12 protein-coding genes are annotated in these 14,591 nt (G+C 69.8%); 6 read left to right on the top strand and 6 right to left on the bottom strand.

Features of this window, described 5'->3' with window-relative positions; all coding sequences use genetic code 11:
* Window position 1 precedes the first annotated feature (1 nt).
* The gene (locus tag ACFYYR_RS18035) at window positions 2–1,513 is read left to right on the top strand and encodes a CCA tRNA nucleotidyltransferase (RefSeq protein ID WP_388853775.1); all 1,512 of its coding nucleotides are present in this window, start codon (window positions 2–4) and stop codon (window positions 1,511–1,513) included.
* Between the two features lie 109 nt (window positions 1,514–1,622).
* Here ACFYYR_RS18035 and ACFYYR_RS18030 read toward each other — a convergent pair whose 3' ends face one another.
* The 3 genes from ACFYYR_RS18030 to ACFYYR_RS18020 all read right to left on the bottom strand — a co-directional run bounded on the left by ACFYYR_RS18030 (window position 1,623) and on the right by ACFYYR_RS18020 (window position 4,847).
* A complete protein-coding gene (locus tag ACFYYR_RS18030) occupies window positions 1,623–2,909 on the bottom strand; it encodes an MFS transporter (RefSeq protein ID WP_388853772.1) in 1,287 nt (428 codons plus the stop codon).
* A gap of 100 nt (window positions 2,910–3,009) precedes the next feature.
* Window positions 3,010–4,092, bottom strand: a complete 1,083-nt coding sequence (locus ACFYYR_RS18025; RefSeq protein ID WP_388853769.1) for an inositol-3-phosphate synthase — start codon at window positions 4,090–4,092, stop codon at window positions 3,010–3,012.
* A 50-nt stretch (window positions 4,093–4,142) separates the two neighbouring features.
* Window positions 4,143–4,847, bottom strand: coding sequence for a helix-turn-helix transcriptional regulator (locus tag ACFYYR_RS18020; RefSeq protein WP_388853766.1), 705 nt, complete (start codon window positions 4,845–4,847; stop codon window positions 4,143–4,145).
* A gap of 356 nt (window positions 4,848–5,203) precedes the next feature.
* Between ACFYYR_RS18020 and ACFYYR_RS18015 the strand changes: the two genes are divergently transcribed.
* The 3 genes from ACFYYR_RS18015 to ACFYYR_RS18005 all read left to right on the top strand — a co-directional run bounded on the left by ACFYYR_RS18015 (window position 5,204) and on the right by ACFYYR_RS18005 (window position 10,460).
* Window positions 5,204–7,831 (top strand): transglycosylase domain-containing protein, encoded by a 2,628-nt coding sequence (locus ACFYYR_RS18015; RefSeq protein ID WP_388853763.1) that lies wholly within the window; start codon window positions 5,204–5,206, stop codon window positions 7,829–7,831.
* Between the two features lie 93 nt (window positions 7,832–7,924).
* The gene (locus ACFYYR_RS18010) at window positions 7,925–9,406 is read left to right on the top strand and encodes a glycosyltransferase family 87 protein (protein WP_388853760.1); all 1,482 of its coding nucleotides are present in this window, start codon (window positions 7,925–7,927) and stop codon (window positions 9,404–9,406) included.
* Between the two features lie 70 nt (window positions 9,407–9,476).
* Window positions 9,477–10,460, top strand: coding sequence for a Bro-N domain-containing protein (locus tag ACFYYR_RS18005; protein WP_388853757.1), 984 nt, complete (start codon window positions 9,477–9,479; stop codon window positions 10,458–10,460).
* Between the two features lie 173 nt (window positions 10,461–10,633).
* On the opposite strand, the gene ACFYYR_RS18000 is transcribed toward ACFYYR_RS18005, so the two are convergent.
* From ACFYYR_RS18000 to ACFYYR_RS17990, 3 genes are all read right to left on the bottom strand, one after another.
* Window positions 10,634–11,665, bottom strand: a complete 1,032-nt coding sequence (locus ACFYYR_RS18000) for an alanine racemase (RefSeq protein WP_351509050.1) — start codon at window positions 11,663–11,665, stop codon at window positions 10,634–10,636.
* A gap of 90 nt (window positions 11,666–11,755) precedes the next feature.
* A complete protein-coding gene (locus tag ACFYYR_RS17995) occupies window positions 11,756–12,874 on the bottom strand; it encodes a lipid II:glycine glycyltransferase FemX (RefSeq protein WP_388853754.1) in 1,119 nt (372 codons plus the stop codon).
* Between the two features lie 124 nt (window positions 12,875–12,998).
* Complete coding sequence (locus ACFYYR_RS17990; RefSeq protein ID WP_388853751.1) at window positions 12,999–13,328, bottom strand: hypothetical protein; 330 nt, start codon at window positions 13,326–13,328, stop codon at window positions 12,999–13,001.
* 268 nt (window positions 13,329–13,596) lie between these two features.
* On the opposite strand from ACFYYR_RS17990, the gene rpsF reads away from it, so the two are divergent.
* Together rpsF and ACFYYR_RS17980 are read left to right on the top strand one after the other, a co-directional pair.
* Window positions 13,597–13,887: a 30S ribosomal protein S6 gene (gene rpsF, locus ACFYYR_RS17985; RefSeq protein WP_351509044.1), complete on the top strand. Its 291-nt coding sequence runs from the start codon at window positions 13,597–13,599 to the stop codon at window positions 13,885–13,887.
* Between the two features lie 83 nt (window positions 13,888–13,970).
* Window positions 13,971–14,558, top strand: coding sequence for a single-stranded DNA-binding protein (locus ACFYYR_RS17980; protein ID WP_388853747.1), 588 nt, complete (start codon window positions 13,971–13,973; stop codon window positions 14,556–14,558).
* Window positions 14,559–14,591 lie beyond the last annotated feature (33 nt).

Below are 14,591 nucleotides of genomic sequence, written 5' to 3'. Positions count from 1 at the left end.
TGTGCCGAACGCCAAGAATGAGAGCCACGCCCAGCAGACCTCGCAGCCCTCGCCGCCGGCGAGCGAGCTGAACCAGGCGCAGCGCCGTGCCGTCAGTGAACTGCTGCGAGTGTCCCCCGTCGCCGACGACCTCGCACGCCGCTTCCGGGAGGCGGGCCACTCCCTCGCCCTGGTCGGCGGATCGGTACGGGACGCGTTGCTCGGCAGGCTCGGCAACGACCTGGACTTCACCACGGACGCCCGCCCCGAGGACGTGCTGAAGATCGTGAAGCCGTGGGCGGACACCGTGTGGGAGGTCGGCATCGCCTTCGGCACCGTCGGCTGCCTGAAGCACAGCCGTGGCAGTGACGGCACCCGGAGCTACCAGATCGAGATCACCACGTATCGCTCCGAGGCCTACGACCGGACGTCCCGGAAGCCGGAGGTGTCCTACGGCGACTCCATCGAGGAGGACCTCGTCCGCCGTGACTTCACGGTGAACGCGATGGCCGTCGCGCTGCCCGAGAAGGAGTTCGTCGACCCGCACGGCGGTCTGCAGGATCTGGCCGCCCGGGTGCTGCGGACTCCGGGGGCCCCGGAGGACTCCTTCTCCGACGACCCGCTGCGGATGCTGCGGGCCGCGCGGTTCGCCGCCCAGCTGGACTTCGAGGTGGCGCCGGACGTCGTCGCCGCGATGACGGCGATGGCGGACCGGATCGGGATCGTCTCCGCCGAGCGGGTCCGTGACGAGCTCAACAAGCTGGTGCTCGCGGCGCGCCCCAGGAAGGGGCTGAAGCTGCTGGTCGACACCGGCCTGGCCGACCACTTCCTGCCGGAGCTCCCGGCGCTGCGGCTGGAACGCGACGAGCACCACCGGCACAAGGATGTGTACGAACACTCGCTGACCGTGCTGGACCAGGCCATCGCCCTCGAAGAGGGTGAACCGGACCTGGTGCTGCGGCTGGCCGCGCTGCTGCACGACATCGGCAAGCCCCGGACCCGGCGCTTCGAGTCGGACGGCCGGGTCTCCTTCCACCACCACGAGGTGGTGGGCGCGAAGATGACCAAGTCGCGGATGACCAAGCTGAAGTACTCCAACGAGCTGGTGAAGGACGTGTCGCGCCTGGTGGAGCTCCACCTGCGCTTCCACGGCTACGGCACGGGTGAGTGGACCGATGCGGCCGTCCGCCGGTACGTGCGGGACGCCGGTCCGCTCCTGGACCGGCTGCACAAGCTCACGCGGTCGGACTGCACCACGCGCAACAAGCGCAAGGCCAACGCCCTCTCCGGCGCGTACGACGGCCTGGAGGAGCGGATCGCGCGGCTCCAGGAGCAGGAGGAGCTGGACTCGATCCGGCCCGACCTCGACGGCAACGAGATCATGGAGATTCTCGGGGTGGGGCCCGGCCCGGTCGTGGGCAAGGCCTACAAGCACCTGCTGGAGCTGCGGCTGGAGAACGGTCCGATGGAGCGCGACGGTGCCGTGGCCGCGCTCAAGGAGTGGTGGACCGCCCAGGAGGCGTCCACGGGCTGACCCCGCTCCTGGACCGGCTGCACAAGCTGCGGGCGCGTGTTTCACGTGAAACATGTCTCCGCGGCGACACACTCGAGGGCGGTGTTTCACGTGAAACACCGCCCTTCGTCTAGGCCCGCCGGGGTCGGCCGGTGGCCACGGCGATCCCCGCATAGAGCAGGGCCACGGCGATGACCAGCGTGGACGACTGCCCGTCCGGCGGGAGCATCAGAGCGGCCACCCCGGCGGCTCCGACGAAGGCGACGTTGAAGAACACGTCGTAGAGGGAGAAGATCCGCCCGCGGAAGGCGTCGTCGACCGTGGACTGGACCACAGTGTCCGTGGCGATCTTCGCCCCCTGGGTGATCAGCCCCAGCACTCCCGCGGCCACCAGCATCGGCGTCGGTGCGAAGGGAAGGCCGAGTGCGGGCTCCAGCACCGCGGCCAGGCCGGCGCAGACGATCACCCAGCGCAGCGGGCCGTCCTGCCCCAGCCAGTCGGCGGACTCCAGCCGCTCGACGGCCCAGGGGGTGACCACGGCCGCCGCGAAGAAACCCACCCCTGACGCGACGAGTGCCAGTCCGAGGAGCGCAAGCCCTTTCGAATCGGTGTCCGACCAGGCGTAACGGCACAACATCAGCACCATCACCGTGAGGGCGCCGTAGCAGAAACGCATCAGGGTCATGGCTGCCAGGGCGCGTGCGGCGGGCGGCCGCCGCGCCAGGTGGCGCACCCCGCCCATGAGCCCGCGGACGGTGCCCGCCAGTGCGGCCCGCAGCCCGGACTGCACCAGAGCTGTATCCGGCCCCAGCAGCCCGCGCGGCATGCGGAGGGCGGCGAGCGCCGCGCAGAGATAGAGGGCGGCTCCCAGCAGTACCGTCACGGCGTCCGAGTCCCAGCCCACGAGGCGGACCAGGAAGGCCAGGCCGCCGCCCGCCGTGGCGGCCAGGGTCCCGGCGGTCGGTGAGACGGCATTGGCCATCACCAGCCGGCGCGGGCTGTCGACCACGTGCGGCAGGGCGGCGGACAGCCCCGCGAGAACGAAGCGGTTCACGGCGGTGACCGACAGCGCGGAGACGTAGAAGAGCCAGTCGGGGACGCGGCCCACGATCAGGACCGCCGTTCCGCAGGCGAGGACCGCCCGGAGCACATTGCCGTGGAGCAGGACCTGTCGCCGCTGCCAGCGGTCCAGCAGGACGCCCGCGAAGGGGCCGACGACGGAGTAGGGCAGCAGCAGCACGGCCATGGCCGAGGCGATGGCGGCGGGCGAGGTCTGGCGCTCCGGAGAGAAGACGACGTAGGTGGCGAGTGCGACCTGATAGACGCCGTCGGCGGACTGGGACAGCAGGCGGACGGCGAGCAGACGGCGGAAGTCGCGCAGCCGCAGCAGCACGCGCAGATCACGCACAACGGGCATGGCTCACAGCCTCACACAGCGCACCGGCCCCCGGGCGGATTGCCCGGGGGCCGGTGGTCACGGGATGAACCGGCGTCCGCTCACGGCCGGACCGGCATCATCAGCGCTCGACGTCGCCGTTGATGAACTTCTCCACGTTCTCGCGCGCCTCGTCGTCGAAGTACTGCACCGGCGGCGACTTCATGAAGTACGAGGACGCCGACAGGACCGGCCCGCCGACCCCGCGGTCCTTGGCGATCTTCGCGGCCCGGAGCGCGTCGATGATGACGCCCGCGGAGTTGGGGGAGTCCCACACCTCGAGCTTGTACTCCAGGTTCAGCGGGACGTCGCCGAACGCGCGGCCCTCGAGGCGCACGTACGCCCACTTGCGGTCGTCCAGCCAGGCCACGTAGTCCGACGGGCCGATGTGGACGTTGTCCTCGCCCAGCTCGCGGTCGCGGATCTGCGAGGTGACGGCCTGGGTCTTGGAGATCTTCTTGGACTCCAGGCGGTCGCGCTCCAGCATGTTCTTGAAGTCCATGTTGCCGCCGACGTTGAGCTGCATCGTACGGTCCAGGATGACGCCCCGGTCCTCGAACAGCTTGGCCATCACACGGTGCGTGATGGTGGCGCCGACCTGCGACTTGATGTCGTCACCGACGATGGGCACGCCCGCCTCGGTGAACTTGTCCGCCCACTCCTTGGTGCCCGCGATGAAGACCGGGAGGGCGTTGACGAAGGCCACCTCGGCGTCGATGGCGCACTGCGCGTAGAACTTCGCCGCGTCCTCGGAACCCACCGGCAGGTAGCAGACCAGGACGTCGACCTGCCGGTCCTTGAGGACCTGCACGACGTCGGCCGGCGCCTCGTCGGACTCCTCGATCGTCTGGCGGTAGTACTTGCCCAGGCCGTCGAGGGTGTGGCCGCGCTGGACGGTGACGCCGGTCGGCGGCACGTCGCAGATCTTGATGGTGTTGTTCTCGCTGGCGTCGATCGCGTGCGCGAGGTCCTGACCGACCTTCTTCGCGTCGACGTCGAAGGCGGCCACGAACTCGATGTCCCGCACGTGGTAGTCGCCGAACTGCACGTGCATCAGACCCGGCACGCGGCTCTTCGGGTCGGCGTCCTTGTAGTACTCGACGCCCTGTACCAGCGAGGCGGCGCAGTTGCCCACGCCGACGATGGCTACGCGAACCGAACCCATTCCGGTTGCTCCCTGTGTGTTCTCGACGAGGTCCTGCGGGGTGCAGGACCTCACTTGGCGGTGTCGTCGGACGGATCCGGACGGGAGCTACCCCGGTCCCGGGGCAGGCCGCCCGCGTTCCCTGACTGGTCCTGTGTGTGCGATGCGGGCTGCTCGGTGGGCACGGAACCGTCCCCGGCCGACGGGCGCAGGTCACGCCCGGTCCGCTCGCTCTCGATCAGCTCGTTGAGCCAGCGGACCTCGCGTTCCACGGATTCCATCCCGTGCCGCTGCAGCTCGAGGGTGTAGTCGTCCAGCCGCTCCCGGGTGCGGGCCAGGGAGGCGCGCATCCTCTCGAGGCGCTCCTCCAGCCGGCTGCGGCGTCCTTCCAGCACGCGCATCCGCACGTCCCGCGAGGTCTGGCCGAAGAAGGCGAAGCGGACGCCGAAGTGCTCGTCCTCCCACGCGTCGGGACCGGAGTGGGCGAGCAGCTCCTCGAAGTGCTCCTTCCCCGCGGCGGTCAGGCGATAGACGATCTTCGCCCGGCGGCCGGCCAGCGATGCCGCGAGAGCGTCCTCCGGAGCGCTTCCCGGCTCCTCGATCAACCACCCCTGGCCGACCAGAGTCTTGAGGCAGGGGTAGAGGCTGCCGTAGCTGAAGGCGCGGAAGACACCCAGCGAGGTGTTGAGCCGCTTCCGCAGCTCGTAGCCGTGCATGGGGGACTCACGGAGCAGCCCGAGAACGGCGAACTCGAGGATGCCGGAGCGTCTGCTCATCCTTCGCCTCCCCTTCTCCTGAATCCCTTATGCCGGGCTGATGTATCGACTCGATACATCCAGACGATAGAACGGCCCTCCGGTCGCGACAAGGGGAGCCATGGTGAACGGCGTCACATCACTGATTCGTAGGAATCAACAGGACTGATTTGGGGTGAAGATGCGTGCTGCGCGGGTTTTGGGCCTGCGTAGTCTGTGCGCCATGCAGACCAGTGGGAACCAAACAGCACCGCGGGACGTCTTCGTCACCGGTGCAGTGCGGCCCGTTGTCCTCCGGGGCGGGTCCGCGCTTCGGGGGGACCGGAAGTCAACTGTCGCTGTCAGGCGAGAGCGCCTGCCCGAGGAGTAGCTGTTCCATGAGCGAGCACCGTCGCAAACCACCGCAGTCGCCAGGCGGTGGACGCGCTGCGGCCCGGCGCGGAGGGCAGCAGCCGCCGTCCGGCCGCCGAGCCGCGCCCCAGCGTGGCACGACCGGGTCCGCAGCGGGCCCTGACGAGAACCCAGGGCGCGCTGAAGCGCGCCGAGCCACCCAGCGAAGTGGTGGGGGCAGACGACGGGCCGCCGTGGGGCTCGAGGGCGGTGCCCGCGCCGCCGGCCGGGCCTCCGCGCGGGAACCCCGGAAGAAGCGCTGGATCGACTACCCGCGGTCGGACCGTGACGGTGCCCGCCGCTGGGTGCCGTCCTGGAAGCAGACGCTCGGCACCTGCATCGGCTTCATGGGGCTGATCGTCGCCGGCGCCGGCATCGCCCTCGCGGTGGTCGAGGTGCCGAACGTCAACGACGCCGCCGAGGTCGAGAAGAACGTCTACTACTGGTCGAACGGCAAGCAGATGGCGGTCGCGGGCGGCGGCGACTTCAACCGCCAGATCGTGCCCATCACCGAGATCCCCGTGTCGATGCAGAACGCCGTGATCTCGGCGGAGAACGCCTCGTTCGAGGAAGACTCGGGTGTCGACCCGATGGGTATCGCCCGCGCCGTGTTCAACATGGCCAAGGGCGGCGCGACCCAGAGCGGTTCGACGATCACCCAGCAGTACGTCAAGAACGCCATGCTCACCCAGGAGCAGACGCTCAAGCGGAAGCTCTCCGAGCTCCTCATCTCCATAAAGGTGGGCGCCACCAAGGAGAAGCCCGAGATCCTCGCGGGCTACCTGAACACCGCCTACTACGGTCGCGGTGCGTACGGCATCCAGGCTGCCGCCCGCGCGTACTACGGCGTGGACTGCAAGAAGCTCAACGCCAGCCAGGGCGCGTTCCTCTCCGCGGTGCTCAACGGTCCCAACCTGTACGACCCCTCGGGCGGGCAGGGACCGCTGGCGACCCGGGAGAAGAACTACAAGCGGGCGAAGGCCCGCTGGGCGTGGACGCTCAAGCGGGAGGTCCAGGTCAACAGGATGGAACCGGCGGAGCGGGACAAGTTCCTCAAGCAGGGCTTCCCGATGCCGGATCCGCCGAAGCCCGCCACCTCGATGTCGGGTCAGCGCGGCTACCTGGTGAACCTCGCGGACAACTACATCGTCGCCAACAGCAAGATCAGCAAGGCGCGGCTGGACAAGGGTGGATACCAGATCCACACCACGTTCAACGAGAAGAAGATGCGTCAGCTCGAGTCGGCCGTCCGGCGGGTCTCCAAGGAGAACCTCGACCCGGACAAGCGGGAGCGGGACAAGTACGTCCAGTTCGGCGGCGCTTCGGTGGAGCCCAAGACCGGCAAGATCGTCGCGATCTACGGCGGCAAGGACGCCACCGAGCACTACACCAACAACGCCGACTACACCGGCGTTCAGGTCGGTTCGACGTTCAAGCCCTTCGTGCTGGCCGCGGCGATGACCGACGGCCGGAGGGATCCGAAGGGGCCGCGCGTCCAGGAGGACGCGATGCGGACGCCGATCTCCCCGTCCAGCGTCTACGACGGTGACAACAACCTGACGCTCAAGGACTACGACGGTTCCGTCTGGTACAACGAGCACAACAAGGAGTGGCACCAGCGGAACGACGGCAACGAGGACCGCGGGCAGATCGACCTGCGGACCGCGATGCGGTTCTCGGTGAACACCCCGTACATCCAGCTCGGCATGGACGTCGGCACCGACAAGGTGAAGGAGGCGGCGCTCGCCGCGGGGATGACCGAGGAACAGCTCTCCTCGATCATGCCGTCCTTCTCGCTCGGTACCTCCGCGCCCAGCGCGATCCGGCTCGCCGGTTCGTACGCGACCTTCGCGGCCAGCGGCCAGCAGATCGACCCGTACTCGGTCTCGAAGGTCGAGCGGAAGGGCCGGAACTACTACACGCACAAGGACAAGTTCGCGACGGCGTTCGACCCCAATGTGGCGAACAACGTCACCGACGTCCTCAAGACCGTGGTCCAGAAGGGCACCGGCACCTCCGCCCAGCTCCCGGACCGTGAGGTGGCGGGCAAGACCGGTACCACCGACGGCAACAAGTCGGCCTGGTTCGCGGGCTACACACGGCAGCTGTCCACCGCGATCGGCATGTTCCGGGTGAACGACCAGGCCAAGAGCCAGAAGTTCCTCGAGATGTACGGCGTGGGCGGCGAGAAGAGCATCCACGGTGCCTCGTACCCGGCCGAGATCTGGGCCGACTACATGGGCAAGGCGATGCAGGGCCTTCCGGCGAAGCCGTTCCCGGCCGCGGAGCCGATCGGCCGGAAGATCTTCGGAACCGGAGCCGTGCGGCCGACTCCGACACCGACTCCGTCGGACACGCCCACGGCGTCTCCGTCGAAGTCCCCGTCCGAATCGCCGAGCAGTTCCCCGTCCACCTCTCCGAGCCCGTCGGACACCTGCAGCGTCTTCGACCCGCGGTGCGAGCCGAACGGCGGGGCGAGCGACGGCGGTACGGACGAGGGTGCCGACGCCGGTACCGACGCCGGGTCCACCGGTACGCCGACGCCTCCGGGCAACGGAAACGGCAACGGAGGCGGCGAACTCTTCGGCGGTCCCACCGCGACCCGCCGCGAGTGACCGTTCGCGTGTGACCCGAACACGACACAGCCCCCGCCCGGTCCGACCGGGCGGGGGCTCCGTCGTAGGGGTACGTACGGCAGGATGTGGACCATGACGAGCGTGCAGGAGGACCGGCAGCCCGTACGGCCCACGACGGAGGACGAGGTCGCCGCGGCCGGCAGCGAGCTGATCGGCGGCCCGGCCGGCCGCCGTGCGCTGCCCGGCACCGGCTGGTGGACGCCGGTGCGGGTCGTCGCGCTCGTGGCGATCGGGATGTTCGCGCTGGGCATGGTGCAGAAGCTGCCCTGCTACAACGGCGCCTGGTTCTTCGGGGCCGACAGTCAGTACACCCACGCGTGTTATTCGGACATTCCCCACCTTTTCTCCGCCCGTGGCTTCGCGTCGAACCTGACTCCGTACTTCGACCGGCTGTCCGGTGACATGGAGTACCTGGAGTACCCGGTCCTCACCGGCCTGTTCATGGAGGTGGCCTCGTGGCTGACCCCGGGCGGCGGGGTCCAGCACCGGGAGCAGATCTACTGGCTGGTCAACGCGGGGATGCTGATGGCCTGCACGGCCGTCCTCGCCGTCTGTGTAGCCCGCACCCACCGGCGCCGCCCCTGGGACGCGCTGCTCGTGGCCCTGGCGCCCGCCCTCGCGCTCACCGCCACGATCAACTGGGACCTGCTCGCGGTCGCGCTCACCGCCGCGGCGATGCTCATGTGGTCGCGCAGCCGGCCGCTCGCGGCGGGGGTGCTGATCGGGCTGGCGACGGCGGCCAAGCTCTACCCCTTCCTGCTGCTCGGACCGCTGTTCCTGCTGTGCCTGCGGGCCGGGCGGTGGCGTGCGTTCGGCCGGGCGTTCGGCGGGGCGGCCGGTGCCTGGCTGGTGGTGAACCTGCCGGTGATGGCCCTGGCCCCGGAGGGGTGGAAGAAGTTCTACACCTTCAGCCAGGAGCGGCCCGTCGACTTCGGCTCGTTCTGGCTGATCATTTCGCAGCGCACCGGTGACCCCCTGGAGAACGCCAACACCTGGGCCACGGTGATCACCCTGGTGCTGTTCGCCGGGATCGGGGCCCTGGCCCTCACCGCGCCCCGCCGCCCCCGCTTCGCCCAGCTCGCGTTCCTGGTCGTCGCCGTGTTCATCCTGGTGAACAAGGTCTACTCGCCGCAGTACGTGCTGTGGCTGATCCCCCTCGCGGCGCTGGCGCGCCCCCGCTGGCGGGACTTCCTGATCTGGCAGGCCTGCGAGGTCATGTACTTCACCGGCATCTGGATGTACCTCGCGTACACCTCCAGTGGCGACAAGCACCACGGTCTGCCGCCCGAGGGCTACCAACTGGTGATCCTGATCCACCTGCTGGGCACACTGTACCTCTGCGCCGTGATCGTGCGGGACGCGCTGTTCCCCGAGCGGGACGTGGTGCGGCGCGACGGCTCGGACGACCCGTCGGGGGGTGTCCTGGACGGTGCCCCGGACGCGTTCGTCCTCGGCCGGGAGCAGCACGCGCGGCACGCCCTCTACGAGGGCGGGACCTATGTGCAGTGGGGAGTGCGGACGCACGGAACCGCACATTCGGCATCTATGGAGTGAACTTCCCCCAGTGCGGGTGAATGTGGTTTACCAACTCACCTAGCGTGCGCGGCGGAGGTGATGTTCCGCCATGAGCGAACGCGGTGAATCATCCGTCGGAGCGCCGGAACACGATGCCATCGACGTCGACGACTTCGTCTACGCGGCCACGGGCGCACGGGTGCGCCGACTGACCATGCCGGGCGGAGAGCACTGGTTCCCGGCGGCGGAGGTGGCCGAGGCGCTCGGGTATCCGGAGCCGCTGCTCGCCGTCGCCCGGCTGGTGCCCGGAGAGCACACGGCCACCCTCGACGAGCTGGCGCGGAGCGTCGCCGGGAGCGATGCGCTCCGGGCCATGGCGGGGCAGGCGGTCCGGGAACGGACGGGCATGGTCAGCCTCCAGGGGCTCGTGCTGCTCGTGGGCGGCTGTGCCGAGCCGGCCGCGCAGCCGTTCCGGAGCTGGATCGCCGAGGTCGTGCACACCGTGCAGCGCGACGGCGGCTACGTCCTGGCCGAGTCCGAGGTGCAGCCCCGCCGGTGTCCCGGACGGGCGGACGGGCCGCGGGTGCGTGCCGTGCCGGACGCGGTGATCGACGCGATCGCCGGGCTGGAGCAGCGCAGGGGCGCGTTCGACCACGGGCTCGTACCGGTCCGCCGGGAGGGCGCCCGCACGCGGCGGGAGGGCATCGACGCGCAGCTCGACGTGGTGCGGTCGATGGCCCGGATCGCGGACTCGCTGGAGCGCATCGCCCAGCGCATGCGCTCGCGCTCCCCCAAGGCGCGGCCCGGGGCCCGGGCCCTGTCGACCGAGGCCGTCCTCACGGACTGGCGGGAACGGCTCGCCCTCACCGAGGAGGTCGACGCGGTGGCCGCGCACATCGTGCCGCACCTGGTGCGCTCCGGAGAGGTCAGCCGCCCGCTGGAGTCGATCGCCGACCGCACCGGACTGTCGGTCGACCGGGTCCGGGACTGCCTGCACTTTCTGCTGCGCCGTGACTGCATCCGGCGGTCCGGGGTGACGGCGGAGGGCACACCGGTGTACGTGCTCGGCCGGCGGGGGCGGCCCGGAGCGTGAGGCGGTGGCGGGCGTGCCGGGCCGGGAGCACCGGGCCGGTCACGAGCGTGCGGGAACGGCCCGGAGGGTTGTGGAGGGACGCAGAGCCCGGCCGGGCGGACCCGGGGCACGGGAAGGGCCCGGGTCGCACGTCGGCCGTGCGGTCCGGGCCCTCGCCGCGGGTGTTGCGGACCTCAGCGGTCGACCACCCGGTCGAACTGGGTCGTGGTGTGCCGGAGGTGGGCCACCAGCTCCTCACCCACCTTGGGCTCGGGGGCGTCGTTCGGCACGAACAGGATGGACACCTGCATGTGCGGCGGCTCGGCGAACCAGCGCTGCTTGCCCGACCAGACGAAGGGCGACAGATTGCGGTTCACCGTCGCCAGTCCGGCGCGGGCCACCCCCTTGGCGCGGGGCATGACGCCGTGCAGGGCCTTCGGGGACTCCAGCCCGACCCCGTGCGAGGTGCCGCCGGCGACCACCACCAGATAGCCGTCGGAGGCGGCCCGCTGCTGGCGGTAGCCGAAGCGGTCGCCCTTCGCGACCCGCGTGACGTCCAGCACCGAGCCCCGGTACTCGGTGGCCTCGTGGTCGCCGAGCCACAGCCGGGTGCCGATCCTGGCCCGGAAGCGGGTCTGCGGGAACTGCTGCTGGAGACGGGCGAGTTCGTCCGCGCCCAGGTGGCTGACGAACATCGTGTGCAGCGGCAGCCGGGCGGCGCGGATCCGGTCCATCCAGGCGATGACCTCCTCGACCGCGTCCGAGCCGTCCGTGCGGTCCAGCGGGAGGTGCAGGGCGAAGCCCTCCAGCCGCACGTCCTCGATCGCCGCGTGCAGCATGGGCAGGTCGTGCTCGCTCACGCCGTGCCGCTTCATGCTGCTCATGACCTCGATGACGACGCGCGCGCCGACCAGGCCGTGCACGCCCTCGACGGAGGACACCGAGCGGATCACCCGGTCCGGCAGCGGCACGGGTTCCTCGCCGCGCCGGAACGGAGTGAGGACCAGCAGGTCGCCGCCGAAGTAGTCCTTCATCCGGGCCGCCTCGTACGTGGTGCCCACGGCGATGATGTCGGAGCGGAAGCGGGTGACCTCCTCGGCCAGGCGCTCGTGGCCGAAGCCGTAGCCGTTGCCCTTGCAGACCGGGACGATCCCCGGGAACTGCTGGATCACCGACTGCTGATGCGCCCGCCAGCGTGCGGTGTCGACATAAAGGGTGAGCGCCATGGCCGGTCCGGAACCTCTCTCGTATCTGCGTGCTGGGCAGGTATGAAGCGGAGAACGTGGGGGACGACGGTGGCGTCGTCGAAGGATCGGTCAGCGCCGCGACATGTAGATGTCGAGCGCCTTGTGCAGCAGCTTGTTGAGCGGGAAGTCCCACTCGCCGAGGTACTCGGCTGCCTGCCCGCCGGTGCCGACCTTGAACTGGATCAGACCGAAGAGATGGTCGTTCTCGTCGAGGGAGTCGCTGATGCCGCGCAGGTCGTAGACGCTGGCGCCGAGGGCGTAGGCGTCGCGCAGCATGCGCCACTGCATCGCGTTCGAGGGCCGGACCTCGCGCTTGTGGTTGGCGGAGGCCCCGTAGGAGTACCAGACGTGGCCGCCGACGATCAGCATCGTCGCGGCCGCGACGGCTTCACCCTCGTGCGTGGCGAAGTAGAGCCGCATCCGGTTGGGGTCCTCGGAGTTGAGGGCCGTCCACATCCGCTGGAAGTAGCCGAGCGGCCGCGGGCGGAACTGGTCGCGCTCCGCGGTGATCTCGTAGAGGCGCTGCCACTCGGCCAGGTCGTCGTAGCCGCCCTGGACGACCTCGACGCCCGCCTTCTCGGCCTTCTTGATGTTGCGGCGCCACAGCTGGTTGAAGCCCTTGTGGACGTCCTCGAGGGAGCGGTTCTCCAGCGGCACCTGGAAGACGTAGCGGGGCTGCACGTCACCGAAGCCGGCTCCGCCGTCCTCGCCCTGCTGCCAGCCCATCTTGCGCAGCCGGTCCGCGACCTCGAAGGCACGCGGCTCGATGTGGGTCGCCTCCACGTCGCGCAGGCGCTTCACATCCGGGTTCTGGATACCGCCCTTGATCGCGGCGGCGTCCCACCGCCGGATCACCACCGGCGGGCCCATCTTCACGGAGAAGGCGCCCTGCTGCTTGAGGTGCGCCAGCATGGGCTGCAGCCAGTCCTCGAGGTTCGGCGAGAACCAGTTGATGACCGGCCCCTCGGGCAGGTAGGCCAGGTAGCGCTTGATCTTGGGCAGCTGCCGGTACAGGACCAGGCCCGCGCCGACGAGTTCACCGTTCCTGTCGAACCAGCCGAGGTTCTCGGAGCGCCACTCCGACTTGACGTCGGCCCAGGCCGGTACCTGCATGTGGCTCGCCGCAGGCAGGCTCTGGATGTACGCCAGATGCTGCTCACGGCTGATCGTCCTCAGGGTCAAGCTCATGCGGGGCGCTCCTCGGCAGGTGTGTCCCCAGGGTCGGGGCTCCGGCTCTCGCCGGAAGCCTACTGCGCCAAGGTCCGTGCCCTCCCGTGCACGGTCCCCCGGCCACCTGCGCCCCGCCGCGCCGCTAGCCGAGCACCCCGCCGAAGAGCCCGCCGTGGGCCATGCCGAGGAAGAAGCCGAACGCCGCCGCACCGAGCCCGATGATCAGGAGAAAGCGCTCAGCGGTGGTCGCCGAGATCATCTGCCCCCATGCCCCGGTCAGGACACCGATCAGACCGGTCCAGGAGCTGATCAGGTGGAGGTTGTCGAACTGCGCCGTGACGAAGGCGACAGCCCCCAGCACGATCGTCGCGGCCACCAGGCTGTTCGCGACGGGATGCGCCTTGCCGTCGCTGTTGAGGACAGAGGTCAGTGCGGAGAAGCGGCCGTGGGACTGTCGGACCGGTTGCGCCATGGGGCACCTCCTGGCGAATCGGCGGCGCACTGTAGCGCCGCACCCACCCGATGTGTACAGATTGCGGCCATCCGGGTCCGGATTTCAACCGGAAGGCTCGTAGCAGGTACTCTGTACGGTCTGCACCGGCGTCTGTCCAGGTCGAATTCCGGTCCCGCAACGGGACGGGAACCGACTGTCAGTGGCAGCCGATACCGTTGCTAACGCATTACGACCCTCCTGCCACGGAAATGCCGTGGCCGCTGAGTCCAGAGGAGGTGGGTTCCACATGCGTCACTACGAGGTGATGGTCATCCTCGACCCCGATCTCGAGGAGCGCGCTGTCTCCCCGCTGATCGAGAACTTCCTTTCCGTCGTCCGTGAGGGCAACGGCAAGGTCGAGAAGGTCGACACCTGGGGCCGTCGTCGTCTCTCGTACGAGATCAACAAGAAGCCCGAGGGCATCTACTCGGTCATCGACCTGCAGGCCGAGCCTGGGGTTGTCAAGGAGCTCGACCGTCAGATGAACCTGAACGAGTCGGTCCTCCGGACCAAGGTCCTCCGTCCCGAGACCCACTGACCTCAGTCCTCGCGACTGACGTTCAGCGGTAATCGGGTCCGAGCAGCAAGCAGCCAGCAGCACACCCGCCGAGAGGTTCACCCATGGCAGGCGAGACCGTCATCACGGTCGTCGGCAATCTCGTCGACGACCCCGAGCTGCGCTTCACCCCGTCCGGTGCGGCGGTCGCGAAGTTCCGCGTCGCGTCCACTCCCCGCACCTTCGACCGCCAGACCAACGAGTGGAAGGACGGCGAGAGCCTCTTCCTCACGTGCTCGGTGTGGCGTCAGGCGGCGGAGAACGTCGCCGAGTCGCTCCAGCGCGGCATGCGCGTCATCGTGCAGGGCCGGCTGAAGCAGCGGTCCTACGAGGACCGCGAGGGCGTCAAGCGCACGGTCTACGAGCTGGATGTCGACGAGGTCGGCGCCAGCCTGCGCAATGCCACGGCCAAGGTCACCAAGACCACCGGCCGCGGTGGCCAGGGTGGTTACGGCGGCGGTGGCGGCGGTGGCCAGGGTGGCGGCGGCTGGGGCGGCGGCCCCGGTGGCGGCCAGCAGGGCGGCGGCGGGGCTCCCGCCGACGACCCGTGGGCGACCGGCGCGCCGGCCGGCGGTGGCCAGCAGGGCGGTGGCGGTGGCTGGGGCGGCGGCTCCGGCTCCGGCGGCGGCTACTCGGACGAGCCGCCCTTCTAGGCCGCCTCGGCGGTCTGGTCAGGGCGACCAGCA

This window comes from Streptomyces sp. NPDC001922 (genome assembly GCF_042891165.1).
GTDB lineage: Bacteria > Actinomycetota > Actinomycetes > Streptomycetales > Streptomycetaceae > Streptomyces.
This window is presented reverse-complemented; position numbering and strand designations above follow the sequence as displayed.

What these genes read in the sequence shown, in the direction of transcription:
- ACFYYR_RS18030 (WP_388853772.1), bottom strand. Translation starts at nt 2,909, where the DNA reads ATGCCCGTTGTGCGTGATCTGCGCGTGCTGCTGCGGCTGCGCGACTTC.
- ACFYYR_RS18025 (WP_388853769.1), bottom strand. Translation starts at nt 4,092, where the DNA reads ATGGGTTCGGTTCGCGTAGCCATCGTCGGCGTGGGCAACTGCGCCGCC.
- ACFYYR_RS18020 (WP_388853766.1), bottom strand. Translation starts at nt 4,847, where the DNA reads ATGAGCAGACGCTCCGGCATCCTCGAGTTCGCCGTTCTCGGGCTGCTC.
- ACFYYR_RS18015 (WP_388853763.1), top strand. Translation starts at nt 5,204, where the DNA reads ATGAGCGAGCACCGTCGCAAACCACCGCAGTCGCCAGGCGGTGGACGC.
- ACFYYR_RS18010 (WP_388853760.1), top strand. Translation starts at nt 7,925, where the DNA reads ATGACGAGCGTGCAGGAGGACCGGCAGCCCGTACGGCCCACGACGGAG.
- ACFYYR_RS18005 (WP_388853757.1), top strand. Translation starts at nt 9,477, where the DNA reads ATGAGCGAACGCGGTGAATCATCCGTCGGAGCGCCGGAACACGATGCC.
- ACFYYR_RS18000 (WP_351509050.1), bottom strand. Translation starts at nt 11,665, where the DNA reads ATGGCGCTCACCCTTTATGTCGACACCGCACGCTGGCGGGCGCATCAG.
- ACFYYR_RS17995 (WP_388853754.1), bottom strand. Translation starts at nt 12,874, where the DNA reads ATGAGCTTGACCCTGAGGACGATCAGCCGTGAGCAGCATCTGGCGTAC.
- ACFYYR_RS17990 (WP_388853751.1), bottom strand. Translation starts at nt 13,328, where the DNA reads ATGGCGCAACCGGTCCGACAGTCCCACGGCCGCTTCTCCGCACTGACC.
- rpsF (WP_351509044.1), top strand. Translation starts at nt 13,597, where the DNA reads ATGCGTCACTACGAGGTGATGGTCATCCTCGACCCCGATCTCGAGGAG.
- ACFYYR_RS17980 (WP_388853747.1), top strand. Translation starts at nt 13,971, where the DNA reads ATGGCAGGCGAGACCGTCATCACGGTCGTCGGCAATCTCGTCGACGAC.